The 25311-nt window shown below is 58.0% G+C and carries 27 protein-coding genes; 12 read left to right on the forward strand and 15 right to left on the reverse strand.

All coding sequences use genetic code 11. The features are described from left to right. Window positions 1-172 precede the first annotated feature (172 nt). The 4 genes from NTX71_07225 to NTX71_07240 form a co-directional block, all read right to left on the reverse strand. The gene (locus NTX71_07225) at window positions 173-748 is read right to left on the reverse strand and encodes a periplasmic heavy metal sensor (GenBank protein MCX6339695.1); all 576 of its coding nucleotides are present in this window, start codon (window positions 746-748) and stop codon (window positions 173-175) included. Between the two features lie 22 nt (window positions 749-770). Next, window positions 771-1109, reverse strand: a complete 339-nt coding sequence (locus NTX71_07230) for a hypothetical protein (protein ID MCX6339696.1) — start codon at window positions 1107-1109, stop codon at window positions 771-773. A gap of 391 nt (window positions 1110-1500) precedes the next feature. Continuing rightward, window positions 1501-2067, reverse strand: coding sequence for a hypothetical protein (locus NTX71_07235; GenBank protein MCX6339697.1), 567 nt, complete (start codon window positions 2065-2067; stop codon window positions 1501-1503). Between the two features lie 178 nt (window positions 2068-2245). Then, complete coding sequence (locus NTX71_07240; protein MCX6339698.1) at window positions 2246-2587, reverse strand: hypothetical protein; 342 nt, start codon at window positions 2585-2587, stop codon at window positions 2246-2248. 278 nt (window positions 2588-2865) lie between these two features. Between NTX71_07240 and NTX71_07245 the strand changes: the two genes are divergently transcribed. The 7 genes from NTX71_07245 (at window position 2866) to NTX71_07275 (ending at window position 6788) form a co-directional block, all read left to right on the forward strand. Beyond that, the gene (locus tag NTX71_07245; GenBank protein MCX6339699.1) at window positions 2866-4239 is read left to right on the forward strand and encodes a sodium:alanine symporter family protein; all 1374 of its coding nucleotides are present in this window, start codon (window positions 2866-2868) and stop codon (window positions 4237-4239) included. Window positions 4240-4543: 304 nt separating this feature from the next. Continuing rightward, on the forward strand, window positions 4544-4834 hold the full coding sequence (locus tag NTX71_07250; GenBank protein MCX6339700.1) for a BMC domain-containing protein: 291 nt from the start codon (window positions 4544-4546) through the stop codon (window positions 4832-4834). Between the two features lie 94 nt (window positions 4835-4928). Then, window positions 4929-5240, forward strand: coding sequence for a EutN/CcmL family microcompartment protein (locus tag NTX71_07255; protein MCX6339701.1), 312 nt, complete (start codon window positions 4929-4931; stop codon window positions 5238-5240). Between the two features lie 70 nt (window positions 5241-5310). Further along, window positions 5311-5583, forward strand: coding sequence for a EutN/CcmL family microcompartment protein (locus NTX71_07260; GenBank protein ID MCX6339702.1), 273 nt, complete (start codon window positions 5311-5313; stop codon window positions 5581-5583). Window positions 5584-5653: 70 nt separating this feature from the next. Beyond that, the gene (locus NTX71_07265) at window positions 5654-6007 is read left to right on the forward strand and encodes a EutN/CcmL family microcompartment protein (protein ID MCX6339703.1); all 354 of its coding nucleotides are present in this window, start codon (window positions 5654-5656) and stop codon (window positions 6005-6007) included. Window positions 6008-6175: 168 nt separating this feature from the next. Next, complete coding sequence (locus NTX71_07270; GenBank protein MCX6339704.1) at window positions 6176-6559, forward strand: hypothetical protein; 384 nt, start codon at window positions 6176-6178, stop codon at window positions 6557-6559. Next, a complete protein-coding gene (locus NTX71_07275) occupies window positions 6546-6788 on the forward strand; it encodes a hypothetical protein (protein ID MCX6339705.1) in 243 nt (80 codons plus the stop codon). Before NTX71_07270 ends, NTX71_07275 begins: the two co-directional genes overlap by 14 nt. 37 nt (window positions 6789-6825) lie before the next feature. Here NTX71_07275 and NTX71_07280 read toward each other — a convergent pair whose 3' ends face one another. From NTX71_07280 to NTX71_07290, 3 genes are all read right to left on the reverse strand, one after another. After that, window positions 6826-8643 (reverse strand): proline--tRNA ligase, encoded by a 1818-nt coding sequence (locus tag NTX71_07280; GenBank protein MCX6339706.1) that lies wholly within the window; start codon window positions 8641-8643, stop codon window positions 6826-6828. Between the two features lie 175 nt (window positions 8644-8818). Continuing rightward, on the reverse strand, window positions 8819-9871 hold the full coding sequence (locus NTX71_07285; protein ID MCX6339707.1) for a 3-keto-5-aminohexanoate cleavage protein: 1053 nt from the start codon (window positions 9869-9871) through the stop codon (window positions 8819-8821). Further along, window positions 9855-10253, reverse strand: coding sequence for a hypothetical protein (locus tag NTX71_07290; protein ID MCX6339708.1), 399 nt, complete (start codon window positions 10251-10253; stop codon window positions 9855-9857). Before NTX71_07290 ends, NTX71_07285 begins: the two co-directional genes overlap by 17 nt. Before the next feature lie 141 nt (window positions 10254-10394). Here NTX71_07290 and NTX71_07295 point away from each other — a divergent pair, with 141 nt between their 5' ends. Continuing rightward, on the forward strand, window positions 10395-12443 hold the full coding sequence (locus NTX71_07295; GenBank protein MCX6339709.1) for a glycosyltransferase family 39 protein: 2049 nt from the start codon (window positions 10395-10397) through the stop codon (window positions 12441-12443). On the opposite strand, the gene ispE is transcribed toward NTX71_07295, so the two are convergent. From ispE to hisG, 4 genes are all read right to left on the reverse strand, one after another. Further along, on the reverse strand, window positions 12401-13285 hold the full coding sequence (ispE, locus tag NTX71_07300) for a 4-(cytidine 5'-diphospho)-2-C-methyl-D-erythritol kinase (GenBank protein MCX6339710.1): 885 nt from the start codon (window positions 13283-13285) through the stop codon (window positions 12401-12403). The two genes, NTX71_07295 and ispE, sit on opposite strands and share 43 nt — an antisense overlap. Window positions 13286-13342: 57 nt before the next feature. Next, complete coding sequence (locus NTX71_07305; GenBank protein ID MCX6339711.1) at window positions 13343-14881, reverse strand: tetratricopeptide repeat protein; 1539 nt, start codon at window positions 14879-14881, stop codon at window positions 13343-13345. A gap of 73 nt (window positions 14882-14954) precedes the next feature. Next, complete coding sequence (locus tag NTX71_07310; GenBank protein ID MCX6339712.1) at window positions 14955-15086, reverse strand: hypothetical protein; 132 nt, start codon at window positions 15084-15086, stop codon at window positions 14955-14957. Between the two features lie 94 nt (window positions 15087-15180). After that, window positions 15181-16050 (reverse strand): ATP phosphoribosyltransferase, encoded by an 870-nt coding sequence (gene hisG, locus NTX71_07315; protein MCX6339713.1) that lies wholly within the window; start codon window positions 16048-16050, stop codon window positions 15181-15183. 579 nt (window positions 16051-16629) lie between these two features. Here hisG and NTX71_07320 point away from each other — a divergent pair. The 4 genes from NTX71_07320 to NTX71_07335 all read left to right on the forward strand — a co-directional run bounded on the left by NTX71_07320 (window position 16630) and on the right by NTX71_07335 (window position 21919). Further along, complete coding sequence (locus NTX71_07320; GenBank protein MCX6339714.1) at window positions 16630-19086, forward strand: hypothetical protein; 2457 nt, start codon at window positions 16630-16632, stop codon at window positions 19084-19086. A gap of 439 nt (window positions 19087-19525) precedes the next feature. Then, complete coding sequence (locus tag NTX71_07325) at window positions 19526-19897, forward strand: hypothetical protein (GenBank protein ID MCX6339715.1); 372 nt, start codon at window positions 19526-19528, stop codon at window positions 19895-19897. 141 nt (window positions 19898-20038) lie between these two features. Then, window positions 20039-20515, forward strand: a complete 477-nt coding sequence (locus NTX71_07330) for a dual specificity protein phosphatase family protein (protein MCX6339716.1) — start codon at window positions 20039-20041, stop codon at window positions 20513-20515. 117 nt (window positions 20516-20632) lie between these two features. Next, entirely contained in the window at window positions 20633-21919 is a 1287-nt protein-coding gene (locus NTX71_07335; protein MCX6339717.1) for a glycine--tRNA ligase, read from the forward strand. A gap of 199 nt (window positions 21920-22118) precedes the next feature. Here the strand turns inward: NTX71_07335 and NTX71_07340 are convergent, their stop codons facing one another. From NTX71_07340 to NTX71_07355, 4 genes are all read right to left on the reverse strand, one after another. Next, entirely contained in the window at window positions 22119-22286 is a 168-nt protein-coding gene (locus NTX71_07340; protein MCX6339718.1) for a hypothetical protein, read from the reverse strand. A 141-nt stretch (window positions 22287-22427) separates the two neighbouring features. Continuing rightward, window positions 22428-23825 (reverse strand): MBL fold metallo-hydrolase, encoded by a 1398-nt coding sequence (locus tag NTX71_07345; GenBank protein ID MCX6339719.1) that lies wholly within the window; start codon window positions 23823-23825, stop codon window positions 22428-22430. Window positions 23826-23859: 34 nt separating this feature from the next. Next, window positions 23860-24786 (reverse strand): SPFH domain-containing protein, encoded by a 927-nt coding sequence (locus NTX71_07350; GenBank protein MCX6339720.1) that lies wholly within the window; start codon window positions 24784-24786, stop codon window positions 23860-23862. A 333-nt stretch (window positions 24787-25119) separates the two neighbouring features. Next, window positions 25120-25311, reverse strand: a 192-nt coding sequence (locus NTX71_07355; GenBank protein MCX6339721.1) for a type II toxin-antitoxin system PemK/MazF family toxin, incomplete at its 5' end; no start/stop codon positions are given.

The raw sequence follows: 25311 nt of genomic DNA on the forward strand, positions 1-25311 counted from the left end.
TCGCAGCCCCTTTATAACACCCCACACCGCAACAAGATGGAAGGCACGATGTCCGGGATGCTCCGGACCTCGCCTCGCAACCAACGATGAATCGATGGGATACCGCGGTGACAGTCCGGGAGCTTATCCGAATCAGGTATCCATGTGCAGAACAATGTGCTGACGGTTGTCCTCACCATGGTGGCGGCTCGCCCCGCGGGCCAGGCCCGGGTGGCTCGTGATGTTCGGGGGGGCCGTGATCTTCGGGCGGGCCATGATCTTCGGGAGCGACCGGGGGAGCGAACATCCTGAGAAGATCGTGAATGAGCGCGGCGAACTCTCTCTCATGCTCGGGCCGGCACACGGATTTAATATCCTGGAAGTGCATAAACAGGAGGTGTGCCTTCTGAGCTTCCTTCGTGCCGATTTCGCCCGCCAGTTCATTCACCTTCGCGTAATCGGGCGAAGGAACAAGGAGTTGCTCCATGACCGCTTTCAGGAGATCATTGATTTCGCGTTGGAGGGCATCCGCACGGGCAAAAAACTGTTTTTGCTGAGCTTCAACCTGCTCCGACTGTTGCTTTGTGAGTTTCAGCTCCTTTTCGATAAAACGTGTGATGTCGGGCCCTCTCCTTCCGCCATGGGGAAATGGTCCCATGCGAGGCCGCATCCGCTGTTGATACCACACCGTTCCGAGGGCGCACAGGTTCAGAACAACAAGAATGGCGATCGCCCAGGCAGTTGCCCGCTTTTTCGTAAGAATGTCCATGCTGTTCCCTCCTCTCAGACCGTCAATAACCGTAGCCGCCTTGATAGAGCGAATACTTACTGGCGAATGCCGTCAGGCTTTCCTCTCGACTCTCCGATTGAGACCCGCTCTCTTGAAAAAAACATATCCCCAAAACAACATTGAGCGTCACAAGGAGCGCCAGGAGCGCAGGGCGCAGTGTGCGCCCACTTAAAATCATGGCGATCATCCCCTCCCTTTGCGCTCCGAGGCCCCCAAGCCTCCCCTGAAGACGCGTGTAGAAGAATGGATTGCCCGCAATTGTTTCAATCTCGTCAAAACACCGAAGCGTTTCTCCGACTTCCCGTTCGATCAGCTCTTTCCTGTCCGCTATCTTCCGCATATACAAACCCCTTTTGCTTTCCACTATATTTGACGTCATTTCCTCAATAAACTTGCGCACTATTTACATCACGCAAGAATCAGAGTCTATAGTCACCTTCTTGAAACCATATTTTACCAGAGAGAGCCAGTTCTTTACCAACTGGTTATCGTTATAAGGTAAGATCGGTTTGGGGAGCGAGGGGAAGAGCCAAAGCGCGAGGAGAGCAGCTCTATGGTCATGGGGCCAGGGGGAAGAATGGCCATGCTTCGCCTGAGGATGAGTATCTGATGAGCAGCGGTCCTGCCGGCGGACGTGAATGTGGAGCTGCCCTTGCCGCCGGGCAGCTCCACATTCTCCGTTCATCCCTGCCGGGGCGATTGGCTAAACCGCCTGCAGGGCTTCATTCTCATCACTGTTGAAAAGGACGGGGACCCTCGTCTTGCGGCGATAGATCCTGACCCTCAAAGCCGGGTCCATGCCAGCGGCGTGCATCCCGGTCAGGAGGACGCTGTCCCTGCATTTTGGAAAGAACTTCATCGCCCAATATGCTCCTCACCTGCAGTCCGGAGGCGATGTCCAGTTTGAAGAGCTCGCCGCGCACCTGATTGAGCGCATCCACTGCCTTCAGCACGACCTTCTCATCCACCGGGCGTGACCTCATGGAATAATTCAACGTCAACTCCTCCTTCTCTATGTCAGCCCTCAGATCAATTCGCTTCTGCTGCTGTTCATACTCGACCTGCATCAGAGCATTGATCTGCTTTTCAGTAGCCCCGGCCTTCGCCAATTGCTCAGGCGCTGGCATCGGAGGATGCGGTGGGCATCCCGGTACCGGCGCTCCGACACATTCCCCGCCCGGCCCGCCCGGCCCACCCGGCCCCTTAGCGTCGCGCGGTCCGAACGGACCTGCCAGAATCACCGTGGCAGCCAGCGAGGCGATAACGAATGCTGCAATGAATACTGTTACGACCTTCATTTTGAACCTCCTTTCGGTTCGATCGTTCCTGTTGTTGACGGTTAAAATTACGCTCCTTGCGGTGTTGGTGTCTCACCTCCTTTCGATATGCCCTTGATCTGCAGAGATACACCCCACTAGATGCCTCCGCTTTTCCTTTTTACTTGATCAGACGATATGGACATTACATTTCGCTGGATTACAGAACCATAATGCCGCCTTGATAGAGCGAATACTTACTGGCGAATGCCGTCAGGCTTTCCTCTCGACTCTCCGATTGAGACCCGCTCTCTTGAAAAAGACATACCCCCGAAACAACATTGAGCGTCACAAGGAGCGCCAGGAGCGCAGGGCGCAGTGTGCGCCCACTTAAAATCATGGCGATCATCCCCTCCCTTTGCGCTCCGAGGCCCCCAAGCCTCCCCTGAAGACTCGTGTAGAAGAATGGATTGCCCGCAATTGTTTCAATCTCGTCAAAACACCGAAGCGTTTCCCCGACTTCCCGTTCGATCAGCTCTTTCCTGTCCGCTATCTTCCGCATATACAAACCCCTTTTGCTTTCCACTATATTTGACGTCATTTCCTCAATATACTTGCGCACTATCTGCAATAATTTTTGTACGTATGAGAGTCATCTATTTGGGCAAATACGCGGCGCTGATGTTTTTAATGCCTGTCACTGCAGCCGGAATCTCGTCTCTCCCATATAATTTGATTCGGCTCGGCGGGGACGCTATACTGGTGGCCATTTTTATAAAAGATATTTATGGTTCTCCACCAGCCTTGGCGTTCGCGGTGGTGCATCGCAGGGGATAGCAGATGAATGAAATCGGGGAATCACTGGTACGGCTGAGCAACATCGCATGGGGCCCTCCCATGCTGATTCTGCTCTTTGGCACCCACATCTACCTTACCTTCAGGCTCCGCGTGATCCAGAGATATACCTGGAGGGCGATAAAAATCTCCCTCTCTCGCACACGCGAGGGGGAGGGCGATATCAGCCACTTTGGCGCGCTGATGACGGCGCTCGCCGCCACCATCGGCACCGGTAACATCGTGGGCGTTGCCACTGCGGTCGCCGCCGGCGGGCCTGGCGCGGTGCTCTGGATGTGGCTCACGGGTGTCTTCGGGATCGCAACCAAATACGCGGAGGCGGTGCTATCGGTAAAATATCGCGTGACCACGAGAGACGGCTGCATGGCCGGCGGGCCCATGTACGTACTCGATCGGGGGATGCACTGCCGCTGGCTCGGCCTCATCTTCGCCGCGCTCACCGCGATCGCCGCATTCGGCATCGGCAACATGGTGCAGGCCAACTCCATCTCCACCATGGTCTATGAGACCTTTCACATTTCGACATGGATTACCGGCATCATCATGACCGTGCTCACCGGTTTCGTCATGCTCAAGGGGATCAAATCAATCGCCCGCGTGTGCGAGGTCCTGGTGCCGTTTATGGCGATCTTCTATATCGGCGGCTGTCTCATACTCCTCACCATGAAGTTCGACTCCATCCCGGCAACCATTCACCTGATTTTCACGAGCGCCTTCACCGGTCACGCTGCGATGGGCGGTTTCGTGGGCGCAGGAGTCAGGGATGCGATCCGCTACGGCATCGCGCGGGGACTTTTCTCGAACGAGTCCGGCATGGGGAGCGCACCGATCGTGGCCGCCGCGGCTCAGACCAGGAACCCCGTCAGGCAGGCGCTCGTCTCCTCCACCGGGACGTTCTGGGATACCGTGGTGGTGTGCGCCCTCACCGGCCTCGTCATCGTGAACTCGGGGGAGTGGGTAAAAGGCCTGCAGGGCGCCGGCCTCACGAGAGCCGCCTTCACCGGCATTCCTCTCATCGGCCCTGCCGTCCTGACGGTGGGCTTATTCACGTTCGTCGCGTCGACGATTTTCGGCTGGTGCTACTATGGTGAGAAGGCGGTTGAGTACCTGCTGGGGACGTACGCGGTCGAGGGGTACCGGCGCCTCTGGGTCGCCGCGGTGATGGTCGGGTCGGTGGTGTCGCTCCCCTCGGTCTGGTCTTTTGCGGATATCGCGAACGCGCTCATGGCCATCCCGAATCTGATTTCCCTTCTGGTGCTGAGCGGGGTGGTCGTCGCAGAAACGCGCGCGCATCTCTGGGGGGAAATTAACTTTCGTATTCCACCACGGAGACACGGAGGGCACGGAGATGGTGCATAGGGTTACTGCATGTTGGTGTATAAACCACTGAGGACACTGAATACACAGAGTAGTGTTCTGGTGTTTCAGCGGTTTCTGTGTTTACAGTGGTGCTGAACTGTCCTGGTAGTCTCAGTCGCTTTCTATCCCTCCGTGTTCTCCGTGCCTCCGTGGTAACACTCGTTTAATCTTTTTCTTCGTGGAAATCTTCGCCGCCGTAATCCTATCTTGACTGCGCACGGAGAGCTGTACTATCATACGCTCTATCTGAACCATCGCGGTGGAGGGGCTCTCACGCCGCCACGTACCGCACGGAGGATGAGCTATGGCCGAAGCACTGGGAATGATCGAGACGCGTGGGTTTGCCGCCATGGTCGAGGCGTCCGATGCCATGGTAAAGGCAGCCAAGGTTGAACTGGTGAGCTATGAGAAGATCGGGGGGGGCTATGTCACCGCCATCGTTCGGGGCGACGTCGCGGCGGTTCGCGCAGCCGTTGAAGCCGGCGCGCGCGGAGCGGAGAAAGTCGGAGAGCTCGTCTCCGTGCACGTGATACCGAGGCCGCACGCAAATGTGGACGCCGTCCTGCCCCTGGGCCGCCCCCAGGCGGAGGATTGACCACACTCCTCCCAACTCCCTCCCCCAATCCCCATTATTGGGATTTGGGATTTGGGATTTGGGATTTTATCTGGGATTTATCCCGGAGGGATTGATGCAGCTCGGCATAGTGATGGGAACGGTCGTCTCGACGAATAAGAGCGAGAACATTCAGGGATTGAAGCTCCTGCTCGTCCAACAGCTCTCTCACACCAACAAGCAGCTCAATAACTATGTCGTCGCCGTCGACGTCGTGCAGGCGGGGATCGGCGACGTGGTGCTCTACTCAGAGGGGAGCTCCTGCCGGCAGACACAGCTCACCGACAAGAGGCCCGTCGACGGCGTGGTCATGGCGGTCGTTGACACGTGGGAAGTCGGGGGAAAAGAGATATACAACAAATCCCAGGCAGACACATTACAGAAATAATTTGCACCTGATCTTACTGATATACCTGATGCTTCATAGCAATCAGAGTAATCAGGTGCAATAACTGAACATGAAAATCGGCAAAGTGATCGGCACGGTGGTGGCGAGCAGCAAGGTGGACTCGCTCACGGGAGTGAAACTGCTCCTCGTACAGCCGCTTGACGAAGACGGCGCGCCCTCCGGCGAGCCGGTCGTGGCATGCGACACACAGCAATCAGGTCCCGGCGAAACGGTTTTCTACATCGGGGGACGCGAGGCATCGCTGCCGCTGCCGGAGCCGTTCAACCCATCGGACGCCACGATTACCGGGATCATCGACAGGGTGACAAGAGAAGTGAAATAATCTGCACCTGATCTTACTGATATACCTGATGCTTCAGAGCAATCAGAGTAATCAGGTGCAATAACTGAACATGAAAATCGGAAAAGTCATCGGCACGGTGGTGGCAACGCTGAAGCACGAGGGATTCAATGGGCGGAAGCTCCTCCTCGTGCGCCCCGAGGATCCTCACGGCAAGAAAACGGAGACGCCCGTCGTCGCCGTGGATACGGTCCGGGCGGGCGTGGGTGACCATGTGCTCTTCGTGGACGAGGGGAACTCCGCCCGGCAGGTTCTCGACTGGACCGATGGCTGCGTCAGGGCAGTCATCGTGGGCTACATCGACGAGGTGAACCTCGCCGAAAATCCCAAATCCCCCCTCGGCTTCGCTCGGGACAAGCGCATCCCAAATCCCAAGCAAATTTCAAACCATCGACCTGCCCGATAAACCTGCGGAGAAAATCGTCGGCAGCGAAGGTCATGAGAAGCTCGACCAACTTCACCACGAGATTATTTATTATGACGTGACCAGCCCGGCCCCTGACGTCCACATTTTGGCACGATTGACGCCCTGCGATTATGGTGCTATCATTTTAGCGGGACGAAAGGAGGGGGCTTGAAAGATATGAAGAAATACGCCGGACGCGCAATAGCTATCTGCAAGGATACGCAGCATGAAAGGCCGATAATACTCACTTGTCTGGAATACAAAGACGCTGGCCACTTTATCGCTCATTGCCTTGAATTCGACCTCGTGGCTCAAGGGGGGAGCCTCGGCGAAGCAAGGGAAAATCTTGCTGATTTGATCTCATCCCAAGTCACGTTCGCATCCGAAAAGGGGCTACTGCCTAAATCCCTCTTTCATCCCGCCCCTGCGCGGTACTGGCAGATATATTTTGAGCATAGAGCAAAGCTCGCGCGGCAGTATATCCTCAAGCGGAAATCCATCTCGCCGAGGGTGATCCTGGACAAGATGAGCTGCGCTTATGCACACGTCTGACAAGCCCCTTACCTATGGCGAGCTCCTCAGAATCGTAAGTCGGTTCAGCATCGAGATTAAAGAGCGCGGCAACAAATGCTTCCTTTTTCACCCAGACATCAATGGTAGACCGGCCATTTATACGCTGCACAAACCGCATAGGAAGAACGACGAGTATTCCCGTCCAGTAGTAGCCGCAATCAGGAGACGGTTCGGTATCTCTCTGGATGATTTCTATTCCAAGAAGTAAAGCATGATGGGAAAATGATTTGATTGGAAGTTGGAACTTATCTGGGACTTGGGATTTGCTCCTCAGGGGTTCTCGTCCCGAGACCTCGTTCGGGGTCGAGGGAGGATTTGGGATTTAATTTCTCCAGCTCTCCCCTCGCCATAACCGCAATCTCTTCCGCGGCGCGCGGCGCGTCCAAGAGACGCGCCTCTTTCGAACCTCGGTGCTTGATCTCAATCTTCCCCTGGGCAAGCCCCTTCGGCCCAACGATGACCCTCAGCGGGATCCCGACGAGATCGGCGTCCTTGAACTTGACCCCCGGCCGTTCATCGCGGTCGTCCAGGAGTACCTCGACACCCTTCTCACCCAGCGCCCGGTAGAGCTCCCCGGCAACCTTCATCGTCTCCTCATCGCTCACGTTCATGGGGATGATCTCGACATGGTATGGCGCGATTGACATCGGCCATATTATCCCGTTCTCATCGTGGTGCTGCTCGATAGTGGCGGCGGCGGTTCTGGTGACGCCGATCCCGTAGCAGCCCATGACGAACGGCTTCGCGACGCCATCCTTGTCCGAAAATGTCGCCCCCATCGATTCGCTGTATTTCTTCCCCAATTTGAATATCTGACCCACCTCGATCCCGCGGTAGGCGGTGAGCGCCTGTCCGCACTGCGGGCATTTATCCCCCTCGCGCACGAGGAGGAGATCGTGCCATTCATCAACGGAGAAATCCCTCCCCTCGCACACACCCGTGAGATGGTAATCTGTTTTGTTTGCGCCCGTGACACCGTTGCAGATGCCCTCAATGGTAACTTTATCTGCAATGACACGAACCGTGCTCCCCTGCAGTCGGAGCTTGACCGGCCCCGCGAAACCCAGGGGAGCGCCGGTGATTTTATAAATGGTCTCCTCGCCGGCGAGCGCGACCTCGTGCGACCTCAGCGCCTTCTGGAGCTTCGCCTCGTTCACGTCACGATCTCCGCGAATGAGCACGACAACCCCCTTCCCCGCCGCTTCGTAGACGAGGGTTTTAATGAGCTTCTCGGGCGGGACCTTGAGGAAAGCCGCCACCTCCTCCACCGTCTTGTACCCCGGCGTGTGGACCTCGCGCAATCCCTCCATCGGCTCCTTGAGTTTCGTGGGGATTGGCGGGTTGCCGATGGCGGTGTCAGTGGTTGCGGCGTACCCGCATTTCGTGTCCGGGCAGGAGATCACCACTGTTTCTCCGGATGAGGCGAGCACCATAAACTCATGTGTCACCTTCCCCCCCATGATCCCGGGGTCGGCAAGCACCGCCCTGAAGTTGAGGCCGCACCGGGCGAATATCCGCGAGTACGCCTCGTTCATGACCTGGTAGTAGTCGTCGAGGGACTCCTCATCCCGATGGAAAGAATACGCGTCCTTCATGGTGAACTCACGCCCGCGCATGACTCCGAAACGGGGCCGGACCTCATCACGGAACTTCGTCTGGATCTGGTAGAGGCAGAGGGGAAGCTCCTGGTACGATCGCACCTCACCCCGGACCGTGTGTGTGATGATTTCCTCGTGCGTGGGGCCGAGCGCGAACTCCCTCTCGTGCCGGTCCTTCAGGCGCATGAGCTCCTTGCCATACTCGTCCCAGCGGCCGCTCTCCTTCCAGAGCTCTGCGGGGCTGAGGATGGGGAGAAGCAGCTCCTGGGCGCCCGCGCGGTCCATCTCCTCGCGCACAATCTGCTCCACCTTCCTGATCGTGCGCCAGCCGAGGGGGAGGTAGGTATAAATCCCCGCGCCGAGTTTGCGCATCATCCCTGCGCGGATCATGAGCTTGTGGCTTACGATCTCAGCCTCAGCCGGGTCTTCTTTCAGCGTCGGTATGAATGCCTTTGTCCAGAGCATGGTTTCAAATCCCAAATCCCAATCTCTAAATCCCAAATCCCAAATCCCAAATTCCAATAATGTTAAAAACTACTATAAAAAGCGTGCCGGGCTGCCGGAGTCTCTTCCGCCCCGCAGAGATGCTATTCTACCCGCTTTTCACATAGTGTAAAGCCCTTGTGCAAGGAGGACTTTATTATTGAATAAGGACTTCCGCCATGGTCATCCCAAGTGCACGGCGGGGAAGTGGCTCCGCGTACAGTGGGAACAGGCCAAGATAGATTTTATAAACCCCGGGGGAGATACGCGGTTTGATCATCGTCTCGGTCAGCGTCTCGCACCACACGCTCTTCAGTCCCCTGCGTCTGCCGATGAACGGTGAGATCCCCGGAGCCAGCTTCCGCCTCTTCGTAAAAGAAAGCTCCTGCCCCGATGGCGTGACGATCACCGCATACGCTTTAAACGGGCCGTCCACGGGACCGACAATCGCGTCGAGAGAGAACGGGCTCCCCCTCGTCACGCGTGCGCTGCTCGGGGCTGCGTAGATGTTCGCGAGCGGCGGGAGGCCCAATATTTTCCTCGCCTCCTCCGGCGTGGCGATCGGCCGCTGTGCCGCCCGGGCCATGGAGATCGACTGTCTGAGATAATCCAGATTCGTCGGCTTCCGCTTGTACGGCCATCCCGAGCTATCGTGAAGCCCAAGGCGCAGATGGCCGCCCCTTGAAATCGTCTCGCGTATAATGCCCATCGCCTGCTGACCCACGGCAACGGTCACGGGGTTATCCTCCTCGCGTGTTGAATCGAATTCGATCCGCTTATTGCAGCGGACCCACTCCTCGACTTCCTTCCCCGCTCCCCCGAGATCGCAATCGATGATGAGATCCGGCGCCGCGGCGAGCACCTCGCGGAGGAGCGCGCGATAGTTATTCACGTCGCGGTCAAAATGATAGTCAGCCGGCGAACTCTCCGCGGCAATCGGCTGTAGACGCACCATTGATGCCCCGATCTGAGCGCACGTTTTAATCTCCTCAAGATACTCTTTCCGGCGCGCGGGGGTTTCGCGCGATATCGCGCCGCCCGGTTCAGGGAGCAGGGCGACCTCTATGATCAGGGGGGGGCCTTTACGCGCCGCTTTCTGTGCCGTACGACGCGTGACACCCCCGGCAGGCGCCCTCGTGACCTGCGGATCAATGCTGACGCATCCGCACACAACGAGAAATAGAATGGCGAAGCTATTGATTGCTCTCACGCTTTTCCCCTCTCATCCTCCCCTCCATCTCATTCAGTCTCCACTCGATTGATGAGAGGACCCAGAACATGAAATGCATCTGCCTCAAAAACGTATGGAGCAGGTACATGATCTTGACCGAGATGAGAATGACGCCGATCTCGATCATCGGCAGCACGAGCCTCCCGTGGGTGACGATCGAGATAAGAAAACAGACAGCAATGACCAACCCGAAGAGCACATTGAACAGCTTATGCCTGAAGGTGGGAACGCCTCCGATCTTGCCGATGATGGCGCGTATGCGTTCCTTTTCGCGCTTGAACTGTTCGATCTCCTCGGCGAGGGTGTGCTCCTTCTCGCGATCTATCCGCGCTGACTCATCGTTCCTCATGCGCCATACCATAGCAGCTCCGAAGCCTGCGTTCAACCATAAAAACCCCCCTCATGACCTGCGATTTTTTCCTGCGATTTTTTCTATCCAACCGGTTTAAAATAACATAAACTACGTGGCGCATCAATCGACGAAAGTGCCCATTGAAAAAAGATGTGGCTCAACATCGTATTTAACCTCTGCACCATACTCTTTGCCCTCGCCGCCCTGTATGTTTTCCTCATCGGCGATATCGCCCTGCGCCTCGGAGAGGTGCGCCTCAGATGCCACCATCTCCTCACGCCGCTCTTATACCTCATCATCCTGCTCTTTCTCAAGCTGATATTTGCCAGGCAGGCACCGTTCGCGCGCATAAAATCCTGGTTTGAGAGGAACAGGCGAACCATCCTCCTCGCGCTCCTGATCACCGCAGCATCCGCGCTCCCCCGCTTCTGGAATCTCGGCGGCCACAGCCTTGAGCCCGACGAGCTCCCCTGGATAGAGCACGGGAAAAACCTCATTGCCAATCTGCGCGCGCGCGAATTTAAAAAAGCGACCTCCCGCCTGTCTTATCCGGGAGTGCTCCCCGCGGCGCTCATCGGCTCCTCCCACATCTACCTTGGCAAAAATACTTCGCGCCTCAGCTTTGATCTCCTGCCCCCGCTCGTCGCGGCGCGATTCCCGATTGCCCTTGTCGGAACCGCGACCGGTCTCCTCCTCTACCTCCTCGGCCGCATAGCGTGGGGCGATGAGACGGCATTCTGGGCCGCCCTTATGCTCTCATTCTATCCCCAGCATATCGCGCTCTCCCGCGTCGCCCACGTGGACTCCACGCTCACCCTCTGCTTCATGCTCTCGCTGCTGTGCTACCTCATCTACACCGACCGCCGCCGCCTTCCGTGGAAGATCGCATCCTCGATCTGCTTCGCACTCGCCCTTCTCACCAAGGCGACCGCCGTGTCAATCCCCCTCATACTGTTCACATGGAAGGCCGTCGTGCGCCTGCGGAAGCGTGACGACAGTTTCCGCTTCTGGGAGGTGAGTGATCTCGGCTGGCTCGGCCTCGCGCTCGCCCTCTACTTTCTGCTTTTTACCCGACTGTGGTATGAACCCCACGAAATCTTCTGGAGCAACTATGTGCGCTATCTTCCTCCGACCGCAGGGCTCGTTGCGACAATCAACATGCTCGCCGACCTCCCCTGGCTGCAAACAGGGGGTGTACTTCTCTGCGCGTACATACTGTTCACCGTGGCGGCGAGGGTGTGGGGAAAACGCGCGACTGATTTCCTGACGTCTCGCTCGCTGCGCTCGGGAGCAGCTCTGCTGTTTCTCTGCTTCGTGTTCATCCAGATCTTCCGGAAGCCTATAGTAAATGAACTACTGCACCTATCCGCGATGTCCTATCTGGGAGACATCGGCCACGTAAAGTACTGGATGGGGAGGATCGTCACTCATCCACCCGGCTGGTTTTATCTTTTCATGCTCCTCATCTGCACCCCGCCGCTCATGCTCCTGCTTCTGGTCAGCGGCCTCATCCGGCCCTGCGTAGCGCGGAGTGGGGAGCGCGCCGGGGACCGCGGATACCTGCTCTGCCTTATCGCTTCCGTTATGTTCATCACCATCATGAGTCTGGGACACAAAATGGCGCTCCGCTACATTGCCCCTGTGATGCCGTGTCTATGCCTCATCTCGGCAAGCGGCCTCGTGGGAATAATGAACTGTTTCCCTGCGCTCGCTCTCCCGGGACGCGCGGCCGTCCGCAGCGCGATAGTACTGCCGCTCATAGCCTCCCTCATCGTACCCCTCGTCAAGGTCGCTCCCTTCTATGGCATATACTGCAATTTCTTGGTGGGCGGGCCGGCTGGAGCATCCCGTCGTGTCTCACTGGGATTCGGCGTGGGGACAAAGGAAGCCGTGGCGTATCTCAAGGCGCACGCAAAGAGTGGAGATTCCATCTTCGCCGTGGGAATTGCAGGCGACTTCAGGTATCACTGGGCTCACGATCCGCCCGCCGCCCCCCCCGATGTCCTTATCAATGCGGCGAAACCGTCCCATGGTGACTGGCTGGTGATTCCCCTGGGGCACCGGATGAGAAATCCGAGGATAGAAAAGTTCCTTCAGACTCACACGCCGAAGAAGGTGTACACGGTGACAAAAAGCGGCGTTGGTTTCGTGGATATTTACAGACTCGGATATGAGCCCGCGTCGGTGACACCGCAGTGAAGGAATGTCCCGTCCATTAACTCGTGCCTGATCGCTTCAGCGAGCCGCCGGGCAGCGGCCCTGTCCTCCGCGATCCCGAACACGCTCGGCCCGCTCCCGCTCATGCACGCGCCGAGTGCGCCATGTTTCCGTAGCGCCCGCTTGAGTCTCTCTACCTCCCGCATCTGCGGGCCCACGCTGGACTCAAGGCGATTGTAGAGCGCGCCGCTCAGTCTCACCGGATCGCCGGAGGCGAGGGCGTTGAGGAACTCATCCTCACCGACGTGCGGTTCTCCGACAGCGGGAGTGAGCGCGGCGTACACGTCAGCGGTTGAAACGGCTATCGGCGGCGTTACGAGTACATACGGGTATGACGCGGCATGCTCCAGCGCGGTCACGTTCTCCCCTCTCCCCGCGCACAGCGCCGTCCCCGCGTTGATAAAAAATGGGACATCCGAACCGAGCCGGGCCCCAATCTTCTCCAGTTCCCCCGGGGCCATCTCCAGCCCCCAGAGCTCGTTGAGGCCGCGCAGCACTCCCGCCGCGTCGCTGCTCCCACCCCCGAGCCCCGCGGCGACGGGGATCTTCTTGGTGAGCGTGATGCGAACCCCCCTGCCGCGCCGGGCGTGGCGGCGCATCTCGTCGGCGGCGCGCCAGCAGAGATTGCGCGAGCCAACAGGGAGGGAGGGCAGGTCGCAGGAGACGCTGATCAACTCACCCTGTTCCTCGAGGGAGAGCGCGTCGTAGAGGTCTATCGCCTGCATGACGGTGCGGATCTCGTGGAAACCGTCCGATCTTTTTCCCCGCACGTCAAGGTAGAAATTGATCTTGGCGGGGCAGCGGATGGAAACGGAATGCTTCACAGTGATAATTCTTTCCAGGCAGGGCAGTGCGTGTACGTTAGGCTTTAAACTTTCTGCTTATTGCCGCTCGTGCACCACTTCTTTCTTTCCACCCTTCCCCGGCTCCCCCGCGGGGTGTTTAATTTCAAGCCTGCTGCGGAGCGCGTCGATCTTCTGCTTCACCGCTTCATTCTTGGGATCGAGCTTCAAGGATTTGTTCCACTCCTCCATCGCCTCTTTCCACATCTTGTTTTCGTGATACGCGTCGCCGAGGTGATCGAGGACCACGGGATCGTCCCCGACGAGCTTCGCGGCCCGCTGGATCGCTTTCAACGCCTCGCTATACTTGCCCTGTTTGTAATACACCCAGCCCAGGCTGTCAATGTATGCCCCGTTGTCAGCGTCAATGGCCAATGCCTTCCCGATGAGCACCTCGGCCTCATCGAGGCGCATCCCTTTTTCAGCGTACATGTATCCGAGGTAGTTATATGCCTCGGCGTTATTTGGATTCAGCTCGATCGTTTTCTTGAATTCCGCAACCGCCTCATCGAAGCGGCCCAGTTTCTCGTACGCGCCCCCGGTGTAAAAGTGAACCGTGCTGCCGTCGGCTCCGAGCTTCAGCGCCCGACCATAGGCTTCAATCGCCTTCGCATAGTCACCCATCGCTCCATAGGCGAGCCCCAGGTAGAAATGCAGCGCTGACGACTCAAGTCCCTCCGCACAAGCCTCCTCGAGGAGATCCACCGCTTCCTCTTTCTTATCCTCCATGAGGTAAATCTGCGCCAGGGCGAGGTAGCCTCGAACCTCGTGTGGCATGAGTTCAATGAGGAGCTGGAAACGACTCTCTGCCTTATCAAGCTCGCCCTGCTCCTTGTAGAGATTGCCGAGGGAGGCGTATATCTCGAGCTTGAGCGGATAAATCTTGAGTGCTTTCTGGTATTCCTCGATCGCCTCCTCCCGCCGGTCGAGGAGATCGTACACCTGGGCAAGCTTATAGTGCGTGTCGAACACACCGGGCGCGAGTTCTGCTGCCCGTTTCAAGCCCTCCACGGCGGGGCTGATATTCTCCTCGCTGCAATAGAGCAGGCCGAGCTTGAACCAGAGCCTCCACTGATCGGGGCGGGCGCGGGTGGCCCTTTCAAACACCTTAATGGCGTCATCCCGGCGATCTTCGTTGAAATAGAGCTGACCGAGGGAAAGGTAGCCTTCCTCGTTTGTGGGATCTAATTTGATTGCTTCTTCAAATTCATTGACGGCTTTTTTGAGATCGCCATTCGCATAGTACGCCCTGCCCAGGAGCATGTGCGCATCGACGAGCGCACGATCTTTCTCAGTCGCCTTGCGACCCTCCTCTATGGCCCTCTTGAAATCCTGCCTCCGCAGGTACAGGTCACCGAGTTTGAGGTTGATCGCGGCTGCCCCGGGATCAAAGCTGAGGGCGGTGACAAATTCCTCGGTGGCGGCCTCCAGCTTTCCCTCCTTTTCCAGGAAAGCGCCGAGGGTGTAGTGCAGATATGCCTGCGGCCTATCCACGTACGCATAGGACGGCGACAGGGCTTTCGCCCGCGGCGCCGGGTGGAGACGGAGCCCGGCACACCCGAAGAGCGGAACGCACACGACCGCGATAAGGGCGACGCTTCGCGAAATCCTTAGCCGCCGCCCCTCGCTTGAATCACCAGCAGTTAAAAACCTACCTCTTCCGCTTCTTATGCCGGTCCTTCCTCATCCTTTTCTTGCGCTTGTGCTTCGAGATCTTGTGTTTCCTTTTCTTTCTGCCGCACGGCATGGCGATCACCCCCCCTGTTGAAATCCCAAGTCCCAAACTCCAAATCCAAAAATAAAAGTCCCCGCAACTATGTATGGTACCTTCATTTCCTTCGCTCCGTTATTGGGATTTTGGATTTGGGATTTAGCTTTTACGGTATTACCTTATTCAGCGGGTACTCGATGATCCCCTCCGCCCCCGCCTCCTTCAGCCTCGGCACAATGGAGCGAAATGCCTTTTCATCAAGTATGGTTTCAACCGCGTACCAGTCCTCTTCGCTCAATTTCGAAACCGTGGGTCTGCGGAGCGCCGGAAGGAGGGCGGTGACCATCTCCAGGGAGGCAGCCGGGACATTCATCTTCACACCGACCTTGGCCTCCGCGGCGAGCGCCCCCTTGAGCAGCATCGCGATCTGATTGATCTTGCCCCTTTTCCACTCATCCTTTAGGGAATCCCTGTTGGCAATGAGCCTCGTGGTAGATTCCAGGAGCGTATCGATCACCCTCAAGTTATGAGCCCGGAGCGAACTCCCGGTCTCCGTGAGTTCCACAATGGCGTCCACAAGCTGGGGGACCTTGACCTCCGTGGCTCCCCACGAAAACTCAACATGGGCGCTGACCCCCTTCTTTTTGAGATACTTCTTCGTAATGTTCACCACCTCGGTGGCGATACGCTTCCCCTCGAGGTCAGCCACCCCCTGGATGGATGAATCGTCCGGGACGGCGAGGACCCACCGCACGGGTCGGAACCCCTGCTTGCCGTACACAAGGTTCGCGACCTCTTCGACCTTCGAATCGTTCTCGAGAATCCAGTCGAGGCCGGTCAGGCCGATATCGAGAACCCCCTCCTCGACATAGCGGGAGATCTCCTGAGCCCTGATGAGCACCCCCTCAAGATCCTCATCGTCAATACGCGGGATGTACGACCGGCCGCTCACGCTTATCGCGAATCCCGCCTTGAGAAACAGGTCAAACGTGGATTCCTGCAAGCTCCCCTTGGGAAAGCCGATTGAGAGTTTCAACTCACTATTCCTTTCCTATCGGTATTGTTGCTCTGCAAAGCGATATAGTATCACACGATCAGCCGGCCGCGCAAAACAAATCCTTCGGGGATAAGGCCGCAGTTATGCTCTGGTGCCATTCCCGTCCCGCCAAGCGGGAGGAATCCAGCATCCACACTGGACTCCTGCTTGAGTTTATCCCGGCAAAAGCTTGGGCAGGAGTGACCGAGATGCGCCCTCTAGCCCACCCATAGTAATCAGTTTTGCAGGGGTAACGGTAAATGATGTTCGCCACGGATTTTCACGGATAACCATACGGATGGCCGCAGATGAAGCTTTCTTTTCATCTGTGAATATCCGTCATAATCCGTCCCGCTTAGCGGGATCCGTGGCCCCACTCTATAAGTGACCCCTTACCACCCATAGCTGATTTTCAGCGACTTCAGTGCCTTCAGTGGTTAAGCGTTTTTACCACCGAAGTAGTGTGCCTCCGCTCCGTGTACTCCGTGCCTCCGTGGTTAATCCTAAACGGCGCACCCCTCATAAGTGGCGGGGAGCCCGAACTTCCACCGCCCGCCGCCCTTGTGCTACCATAGCCCCATGCAGAAGACGATCGCTGTCTTCCTGATCTCCGCCGCCACCCTGCTGCTGGAGATCTCCTTCACGAGACTCCTCTCCGTCACACACTGGCACCACTTCGCGTTCCTCGTCATCAGCACCGCGCTCCTCGGCTTCGGGGCGAGCGGCGTTCTCCTCTCGGCGTGCGGAGAACGCTTAAAAAAGCACCGGAATGGCGCTCCCGCGCTGTGCGCGGCGCTATTCGCCGCGAGCGCGCCGGCGGTGTTCTTCGCCGGCAACCATCTCAACTTCAATGAGATCCTTTTTTCATGGGAAATCCGGCCGATATTTTCTTTCCTGCTGTTCTACCTCCTTTTCGCCATCCCGTTCTTCTGGTCCGGGTGCGCCCTCGGGAGCATCATGTATCTGGAGGCTTCTCAGATCGGGAGCGTCTACGCGGCGAGTTTGTACGGCTCGGCATTCGGCTGCGCGGCGATCTTCTTTTTATTCACGCCGTTTGGCGGCGTGAAAATCGTCTTCCTGTGCGCGCTGGGGGGGGCTGCTTCGGCAATCCTCTTCAACGGGAAATCACGTTCCTGGCTCACTGCGGGAGCCCTCGCTCTCGTGATCATCACCGCACTACTCCTCCGCCTCCTCTCCCCGCCCTTCGAGTTGCGCGTATCACAGTTCAAAGCACTGAGCTACTTCCTCTCCCTCCCCGACGGCGCCATCCTTGAGACGCGGTGGAACATGATCAGCCGGACCGACGTCGCGTCCAGCCGCTTTATCCGAATCCCTCCGGCGGGCCTGAGCCTCAACTTTAAAGGTGACATCCCGCGGCAGCTCGCGCTCACCTCGGACGCCGATTCACCGTCCCCGGTCACCGCCTCCAGCGGCGCTCCAGGGGAAATGGCATTTTCGCGCGCCGCCCTCGCCGCGCTCCCCTACCGCCTGCAAAGGACGGGGAGCGCGCTCATCATCGGCGCGGGGGGCGGGCTGGACGTCCTCACCGCGCGTTCCAGCGGTGTCTCTCTGATAGACGCCGTGGAGATAAACCCCGATGTCATCGAGCTCCTCACGAGCCGATTCGCCGCATATTCCGGCAGCCTCTTTTCACGGCCGGGGATACGCCTCATCCAGGCCGACGGTCGAAACTACCTGAGGCGGGTCGGGCGGCGCTATGACGCCATCCAGATCCCGATTATGGAATCCGTCGCCGCCTCATCCGCCGGCGTGCGCAGCTTCAGCGAAGACTACCTCTACACCGTCGAATCGTTTCGCGACTGTCTCACGCGACTCACCCCACGCGGCATCCTCTGCGTCGCTCGCTGGATCAAATACCCCCCGCGTGATTCCCTTCGCCTCCTCGGCCTCGGGCTGACCGCGCTGGAGTCGGGAGGCTTCCCGCGCCCGCACCGGCATCTCATGCTCATCCGGAGCTGGTCCACCACCGCGCTGCTCATGTCCCCTGGTGAATTTACCGACGCGGATATCCTGGCGGCGAAGGAGTTTTGCAGTGAAATGGGATTCGATCCCATCTACTTTCCGGGGATCACGCCGGCCGACGCCAACAGGAACAACAGGCTCCGTGAAGACCTCTACTTCATCTTCGCGACAGGGATGATCGACAAGAAGAGCAGGGCGCGGTTCTTCAGCGACTATTTCTTCGACGTCAGCCCGCCCACGGACGACAGGCCGTTTTTTTCCGACTTCTTCAAAGTGAAGGCGCTCCCGTATCTGTGGCGGAGCATGGGGAGGGAGTGGACGCCCTTCGCTGAGTGGGGCGAGCTGGTCCTGATCGCCCTCCTTTTGCAGGCAGCAGTGGTGTCAGCACTCCTGATCCTCATGCCGCTCATGTTCTCCGGATACCGGCACGCCTCGAGTCCGCGACCCTCCCCGACAGCGGCAGTGCGCTGTACGGGGACGAGAGAACTGCGGCTCCTGTGCTACTTCTTCATGATCGGCCTCGCGTTCATCACCGTTGAAATCATCTTCGTGCAGAAATTTGTCCTCTTCCTCGGCCACCCGGCTCACGCGATGAGTATCGTGCTCTCATCCCTCCTCCTCTGGGCCGGCCTCGGCAGCCGATGGACCGAACGGGGTGAACATCGCAGGCCGCTCGCGCTCCTGTGCGCCCTGCTCGCGGCCTACGCGTGCGGCCTCTCTCCGCTGCTCGCTATCGTGATCGGCCTCCCGATCCTCGCACGGATCGCGGTCGCCGTGGCGCTCATCTCGGCGCCGGCATTTTTGATGGGGACGGCATTCCCATCGGGGATCAGGGCAGCCTACGACCTCGCCCCCGCGCTCATCCCATGGCTGTGGGCGGTGAACGGCGCCGCGTCGGTGTTCGGCGCGGTGGGCGCGGTGTGCGTCGCCCGCGCCACCGGTTTCAGTGTTGTCATCGCGCTCTCCGGCGCGCTCTACGCGCTCGCCTCACTCGCCACCGCCGGCCTCCAGGGTAGGGGGCGTGCATCGCGCTCTGTGAGGCCTCGGTTGTGAGCGGTACGCCATTTAGCATTGACCACGGAGGCACGGAGAAAAACATGATAGGTTCTCATCGCGGATTTTCGCGGATATGCGCGGGTTAAATTCATTTTCTCACATCTCCCGGAGGGAATCGGTGTGTATCCGTGTTCATCCGTGGCTAATCGGTATTCTCCGCATTACACGTGTGCAAAACTTTTTTTGAGAAAGTTTTTCAAACTGCATGATTGTCTTATTAACACTGAGGACACTGAAAAATCTGTGTTCATCTGTGTCTATCCGTGTGAATCTGTGTCACACGTCAATCTCTGTGTCCCTGCCTACCGGCAGGCAGGCTCTGTGCTCTCTGTGGCTACTTGAATTTTGGTTGCGGCCCCGGTGTAATCGAGGAAATATCGGACTGCGCAATTTCATGTCGAGGGCGCTCCAGGAACTATGGTATACTGAGCGCGCTATGAAGATTCTCATGCATGTCGCCGCCTGGGCGGCGCTCCTTGTCGCATTCCCGCTCAATGCCGGAACAGATCCCTCCCGAGCCTCAGGGCAACCGCTTCCCGTGAAACAGGCGCCATCGAGACGGATTGACGGGGACGAATGCCAGCGGAGGCTCCTGAAGCAGCAGGAGATCAAAGAGGCGATCCGCGAAAAACGCGTCATCGTGGGCATGACGCAAAAAGAGGTGCGCTCGGCGTGGGGCTGGCCCGAGCTCACACACCCTGTCCAGGGAATTGATGAATCCACCGACCGGTGGACATTCAGGCGGAAGGGGCAGGGCATGGTGGACCTCTACTTCCAGAACGGCATCCTGGTGCGCATTGTCCGTTGAACTCCAGATGCCGCTCATCCCCCCGCGCCCGCAACTCGCACACCAGGAATTAACTACGACCAAATATATAAATTGACGTGCGCATTTGTTTGAAGTTAGTAACTGGAAACCGCGGTCCCTTCGTGCTAGACTATGCGTACCATGCCGTCTAATTTCTTCTGGTTTTCAAGCAACATGATCGCGGGTATGGAGCGGCCGGGGAGCCACTGCTCCATCGAGGACGACCTCGCCTTTTTGAAGCGCGCGGGGATAGAGATTGTGATCTCCCTGACCATCGATCCGCTCCAGAGGCTCGCCGCCGACCGATACGATTTTGAGCTCTTCCATATTCCGATCGCCGATGGCGCCGCGCCCACCATCGCGCAGATCGAGCATTTCGTGAGCTACCTCAACTACGGTCTGCGCGACGGGAAAAAGATGGTCGTCCACTGCGGGGCGGGATACGGGAGGACGGGGACGATGTTTGCGTGCTACCTGGTCAACCGCGGCGCGACCGCTGAGGGGGCGATCATGGAGATGCGGAAGAAAATGCCGCTCGCGATCGAAAACACGCAGCAGGAGGCGCGGATCGCCGACTACGAACGCTACCTGAATGGGAGAGAAACCAGGAGCGAGTAGCCGGCAGTTCGTCGCTCGCACACCCATCTGCATGACCGTTTGCTGGGTGGATTTTCTCATTGTATCATATCTCGATAGCTCGATGGCTCGATAGCTTAAGAGGAGGTCACCTACATGATGGACGCACTTGTCTCCCTCTGCAAACGGAGGGGGTTTATCTTTCAATCAAGCGAGATCTATGGGGGGCTCAACAGCTGCTGGGACTACGGCCCCCTCGGCGTCGAGCTCAAGAACAACATCAAGCGCTTCTGGTGGCGGTCCATGACCCAGCTCAGGGACGATGTCGTGGGGATCGACGCGGCAATCCTCATGCACCCGTCTGTCTGGGTCGCCTCGGGGCACGTCGAACAGTTCAGTGATCCGCTGGTCGATTGCAAGTCCTGCAAGCAGCGCTTCCGTGAAGATGAGATCAGTGGCGGCAAATGCCCCCGCTGCGGCTCGCGGGAGATCACCCCCCCGCGGCAGTTCAACCTCATGTTCAAGACCTACATGGGGCCCGTCGAGGAGGAGAGCGCGATCGTGTACCTCCGGCCGGAAACCGCCCAGGGCATCTACGTCAACTTTCTCAACGTGCTCACCCCCGCGCGCCAGAAGATACCCTTCGGCATCGCCCAGATCGGGAAGGCGTTCCGGAACGAGATCTCACCCGGCAACTTCATCTTCCGCACGCGCGAGTTCGAGCAGATGGAGATGCAGTTCTTCGTCAAACCGGGGACCGACATGGAGTGGCTGGAGAAGTGGAAGGCCGAGCGCCTCGCGTGGTACGGCGAGCTTGGTTTGAACAAGGACAAGCTGCGCCTGCACCAGCACCCCAACAAGGAGCTCGCCCACTACGCAAAGGACGCCTACGATATCGAATACGAGTTCCCCTTCGGGTGGAAGGAGCTCGAGGGGATTCACAACAGGACCGACTACGACCTCTCGCGGCACCAGACCCACTCGGGTAAGGACCTCTCGTACTTCGACGACGAGACCAAAGAGCGGTACATACCGTACATCATCGAAACCTCGGCCGGAGTTGACCGGACGCTCCTCACCTGCCTCGTGGATGCCTACCGGGAGGAGGAGGTGCGCGGGGAGAAACGGGTGGTGCTCAAGCTCCACCCGCGCATCGCGCCGATGAAGGCCGGCGTCTTCCCGCTCGTGAAGCGGGACGGCATGCCCGAAATCGCCCGCAGGGTCGAACATGAGCTCCGCACCCATATGCCCGTCTTCTACGATGAGACGGGCTCGATCGGGCGTCGCTACCGCAGGCAGGACGAAGCAGGGACGCCGTTCGGCATCACGGTTGACTCACAGACGCTCAAGGACAAGACCGTGACGGTGCGCGACCGCGACACGATGGCGCAGGAGAGGGTGAAGATCGGCGACCTGGTAGACGTCCTCCTGAAGCGGTTGTGCTGACGCTCCACGGATTACCACTAAAAGATCCGTGCGAATCTGTGAAATCCGTGGATAATAACATAAAGGGCTCATGACGGATTTTTGTGATGCTTATACCAGTCAGAACGAACACAATTCGCCACAAACGGCCTTATTTTTCGCATAAATCACGTTGTTTGCTTTTGTCCAGTATCTCCCAAGATAATAGGAGATTGGTTTTTCACTCCACCGTCTCGCCGCGGCGGGGGACCTCCGCGTTCCTCCCTGTCATCGCCCGAACCGCCTCCGCAAGGGCGACCGCCTGATCTTTTTCCCCGTGGACAAAGAAGTAGCGCGTGACCGCTCCGTCCGTTTCCTCAACGTACTTCAGCAGGATGATTGGGGTCAAACCCGAAGTTCTAAGTTTGAATTTGTTGAAATTCTAATCGCTCGCTTCGATAATCTCCCATCATCAGTATAGTAGGGTTTGACCCTGATGCCTCCCGGATTCGCGCCCTCGCGAAAATCCGTGTTCATCCGTGGCTTACCATTAAAGCTGTAGTTCCACTGTCTCGCCGCGACGCGGGACCTCCGCGTTCCTCCCTGTCATCGCCCGAACCGCCTCCGCAAGGGCGACCGCCTGATCTTTTTCCCCGTGGACAAAGAAGTAGCGCGTGACCGCTCCGTCCGTTTCCTCAACGTACTTCAGGAGCTCACCGCGGTCGGCGTGCGCGCTGAAGGCATTGATCACCACGACCTCCGCTCTCAGCCGGTGCATCTCGCCGAAGATCTTGATCTGCGGCACCCGCTCCACGATGCGCTTGCCGAGGGTGTGCTCGGCGCAGAAATTGACGATGAGAATGGTGTTCCTGGGATCCTCGACGTTGTTCTTCAGATGATGGAGGATGCGGCCCGCCTCGCACATCCCGGACGAAGATATGATGACGCAGGGCGTTTTAATGTCGTTCAATTTTCGGGACTCGCTCGCGCCGCGGATGTAACGGCACATTTCAAAGCCGAACGGGTTCGTTGAGTTCATGATGTAGCGGTAGGTCTCCTCGTTGTAGCATTCCGGATGGAGACGGAAGATCTCGGTCGCGCTCACCGAGAGGGGGCTGTCAACGAACACCGGGAGCTCCGGGATGCGCTTCGACTGCATGAGGCGGTAGAGGGCATGGATGACCTGCTGGGTGGCGCCGACCGAGAAGGCGGGCACGATGATCTTCCCGCCCCTGCCCCTGGTGCGGTTCACCGCCTCAGCCAGCTTGTTCTCCGTATCCTCAATGGGGCCGTGCATGCGGTTGCCGTAGGTGCTCTCCATGACGAGAAAATCGAGGCCCGGCACAGGCGTGCGCGAGCGGAGGAGCGCCATCGTCTCCCGGCCGATATCGCCGGTATAGCCAAACTTGATCGCCCTCCCGCTCTCCTCAACCTCCAGCACCACAATCGCCGAGCCGAGGATGTGGCCCGCGTCCTTGAAGGTGAGCTGAACGCCGGGGAAGAGCGGCAACGGGCGGTCATAGCTCACCGTGACGAACTGCCGCAGCGATCTTTCCGCTTCCTCCTTGCTGTAGAGAGGCTCGATGAAGGGCGTACCGCTGTTCTTATGTTTCTTATTCAGGTAGGCGGCATCATCCTCCTGGATGTGGGCGCTGTCCAGGAGCAGAATCCCGCAGAGGTCGCGCGTCGCGGGGGTTGAGTAGATCGTGCCCTGGAACCCCTTCGTGCAGAGGGTGGGTATATTGCCGCTGTGGTCGAGATGAGCGTGTGAGAGAATGAGACAGTCGATCCGAACAGGGTCGAAGGGGAGTGTACGGTTCCGCTCGGCAGCTTCCTGGCGGCGCCCCTCAAAGAGGCCGCAGTCGAGAAGGATTCTCTTCCCCGCTGCCTCGACGAGGTGCATCGATCCGGTGACTTCCCGTGCGCCACCGAGGAAGGTTACTTTCATGGGATCAATAGAGCCCTTTTCTCGGATGGTGAACTTACACCACGGTGGCGTCGTTACTCTTCGATGCCGATTTGACGATACTCCTTATTGTTTCTGTCAGTTCCAATGGAAACATGACAACCGTATTCGCGGGACCAGCCCCAAGGCTGTCGATCGTCTGAAGTGTTCGCAGTTTCATCGCCCCCGGTGTCTGCTCCATGATGACGGCGGCGGCGGCCAGATTCGTCGCCGCAATCTTGTCGCCCTCCGCCTTCGTAATCGTGGCCCGCTTCTCTCGTTCCGCCGAGGCTTGCCGGGACATGATTCGCTTCAAGTCTTCCGGCATTTCGATGTCCTGAAGGCGAATGGAATCAATATGCAATCCCCAATCCTTGATGTGTTCCTCCACCACCTCGGCAATCCGCTTCTGAATATGCTCTCGCTCCGACAGGAGTTCGTCCAGCGAGAGTCCGCCAACGACGTCTCGCAACGTAGCCTGCGCGTACTGGGCGATGGCAAAAGCGAAGTCCTGGATTCGAATGACGGCCTTCTCAGCGTCCGCCACCAGGAAAAAGAGGACGCCGTCAATGGCCGCGGGAACATTGTCCTTGGTAATCACCTGCTGGCTGGGAATGTTCAGAGTAAGCAAGCGCAGATCTACAAACCGGACATTGTCAATGAAGGGAATGATATACATGATGCCCGGCCCTTTGACCGACCGAAACTTGCCGAGCCGGAGCACCACGCCCCGTTCCCACTGCGGGGCAACGCGAATACCGGAGACGACAATTCCCCAGATGACCGCAAAGATGCCCTCGGCCACGCCCCCGGCGACTTTCTGCATGTTGGTTCCGCGCCCCAGGCCCAGGAAGAGCACGAGGCCGAGAATGACGAAAGGGACAAAGAAGATAATTCCCCGTAACGGCCCTCCTATGGAAACGTGTCCCCGCTGCGGTTTCGCATAGACTTTTTGTGTGTCCATACGGCGAGCCTCCTTTTGTTGTTGGTTCATGAAACCCTCCAGAGTTCAGCACTCAGTTTATCATATTCCACATCGTCACATGCCCCTCTTCAATGCTGAACGCCGGAATTGAGCGGTGATCACGCTCAACGGAACGCTGGAAGGGAGCGAGCCGAGGGCTCGCGCATCCGCGCCGGCAAGGCTGTCATTGTTCAATATCTGTCCTTACCTAAAAAGTGAAGTACCTCGCGCTGCTGGTGAAATGTAAAGTTAAAAGATTTGACCCCCATCTCACGGGGAAAGCAGAATCAGATCTCGACTATTGACCAACGAGGAGCGTCTTGTTGGGCATGGTTATGTGATCAGCAAAACGCCGAGTTTATTAAGAACCTCGGACAATGTGGCCTCCGGGAGCTTACAGCAATACTGCGTATTCCTGGCCTGCCAATCAAGGCTCTTAACTTGATCGGATAAAATGACGCCGGAAGCTTTCAGCCCAGGAGGGATGCGCACTTCGAACGGATAACCTTTGATTTGAGTGGTAAT

The organism is Candidatus Auribacterota bacterium (assembly GCA_026392035.1).
In the GTDB taxonomy this organism is placed as follows: Bacteria; Auribacterota; Tritonobacteria; order UBA1439; family UBA1439; genus JAPLCX01.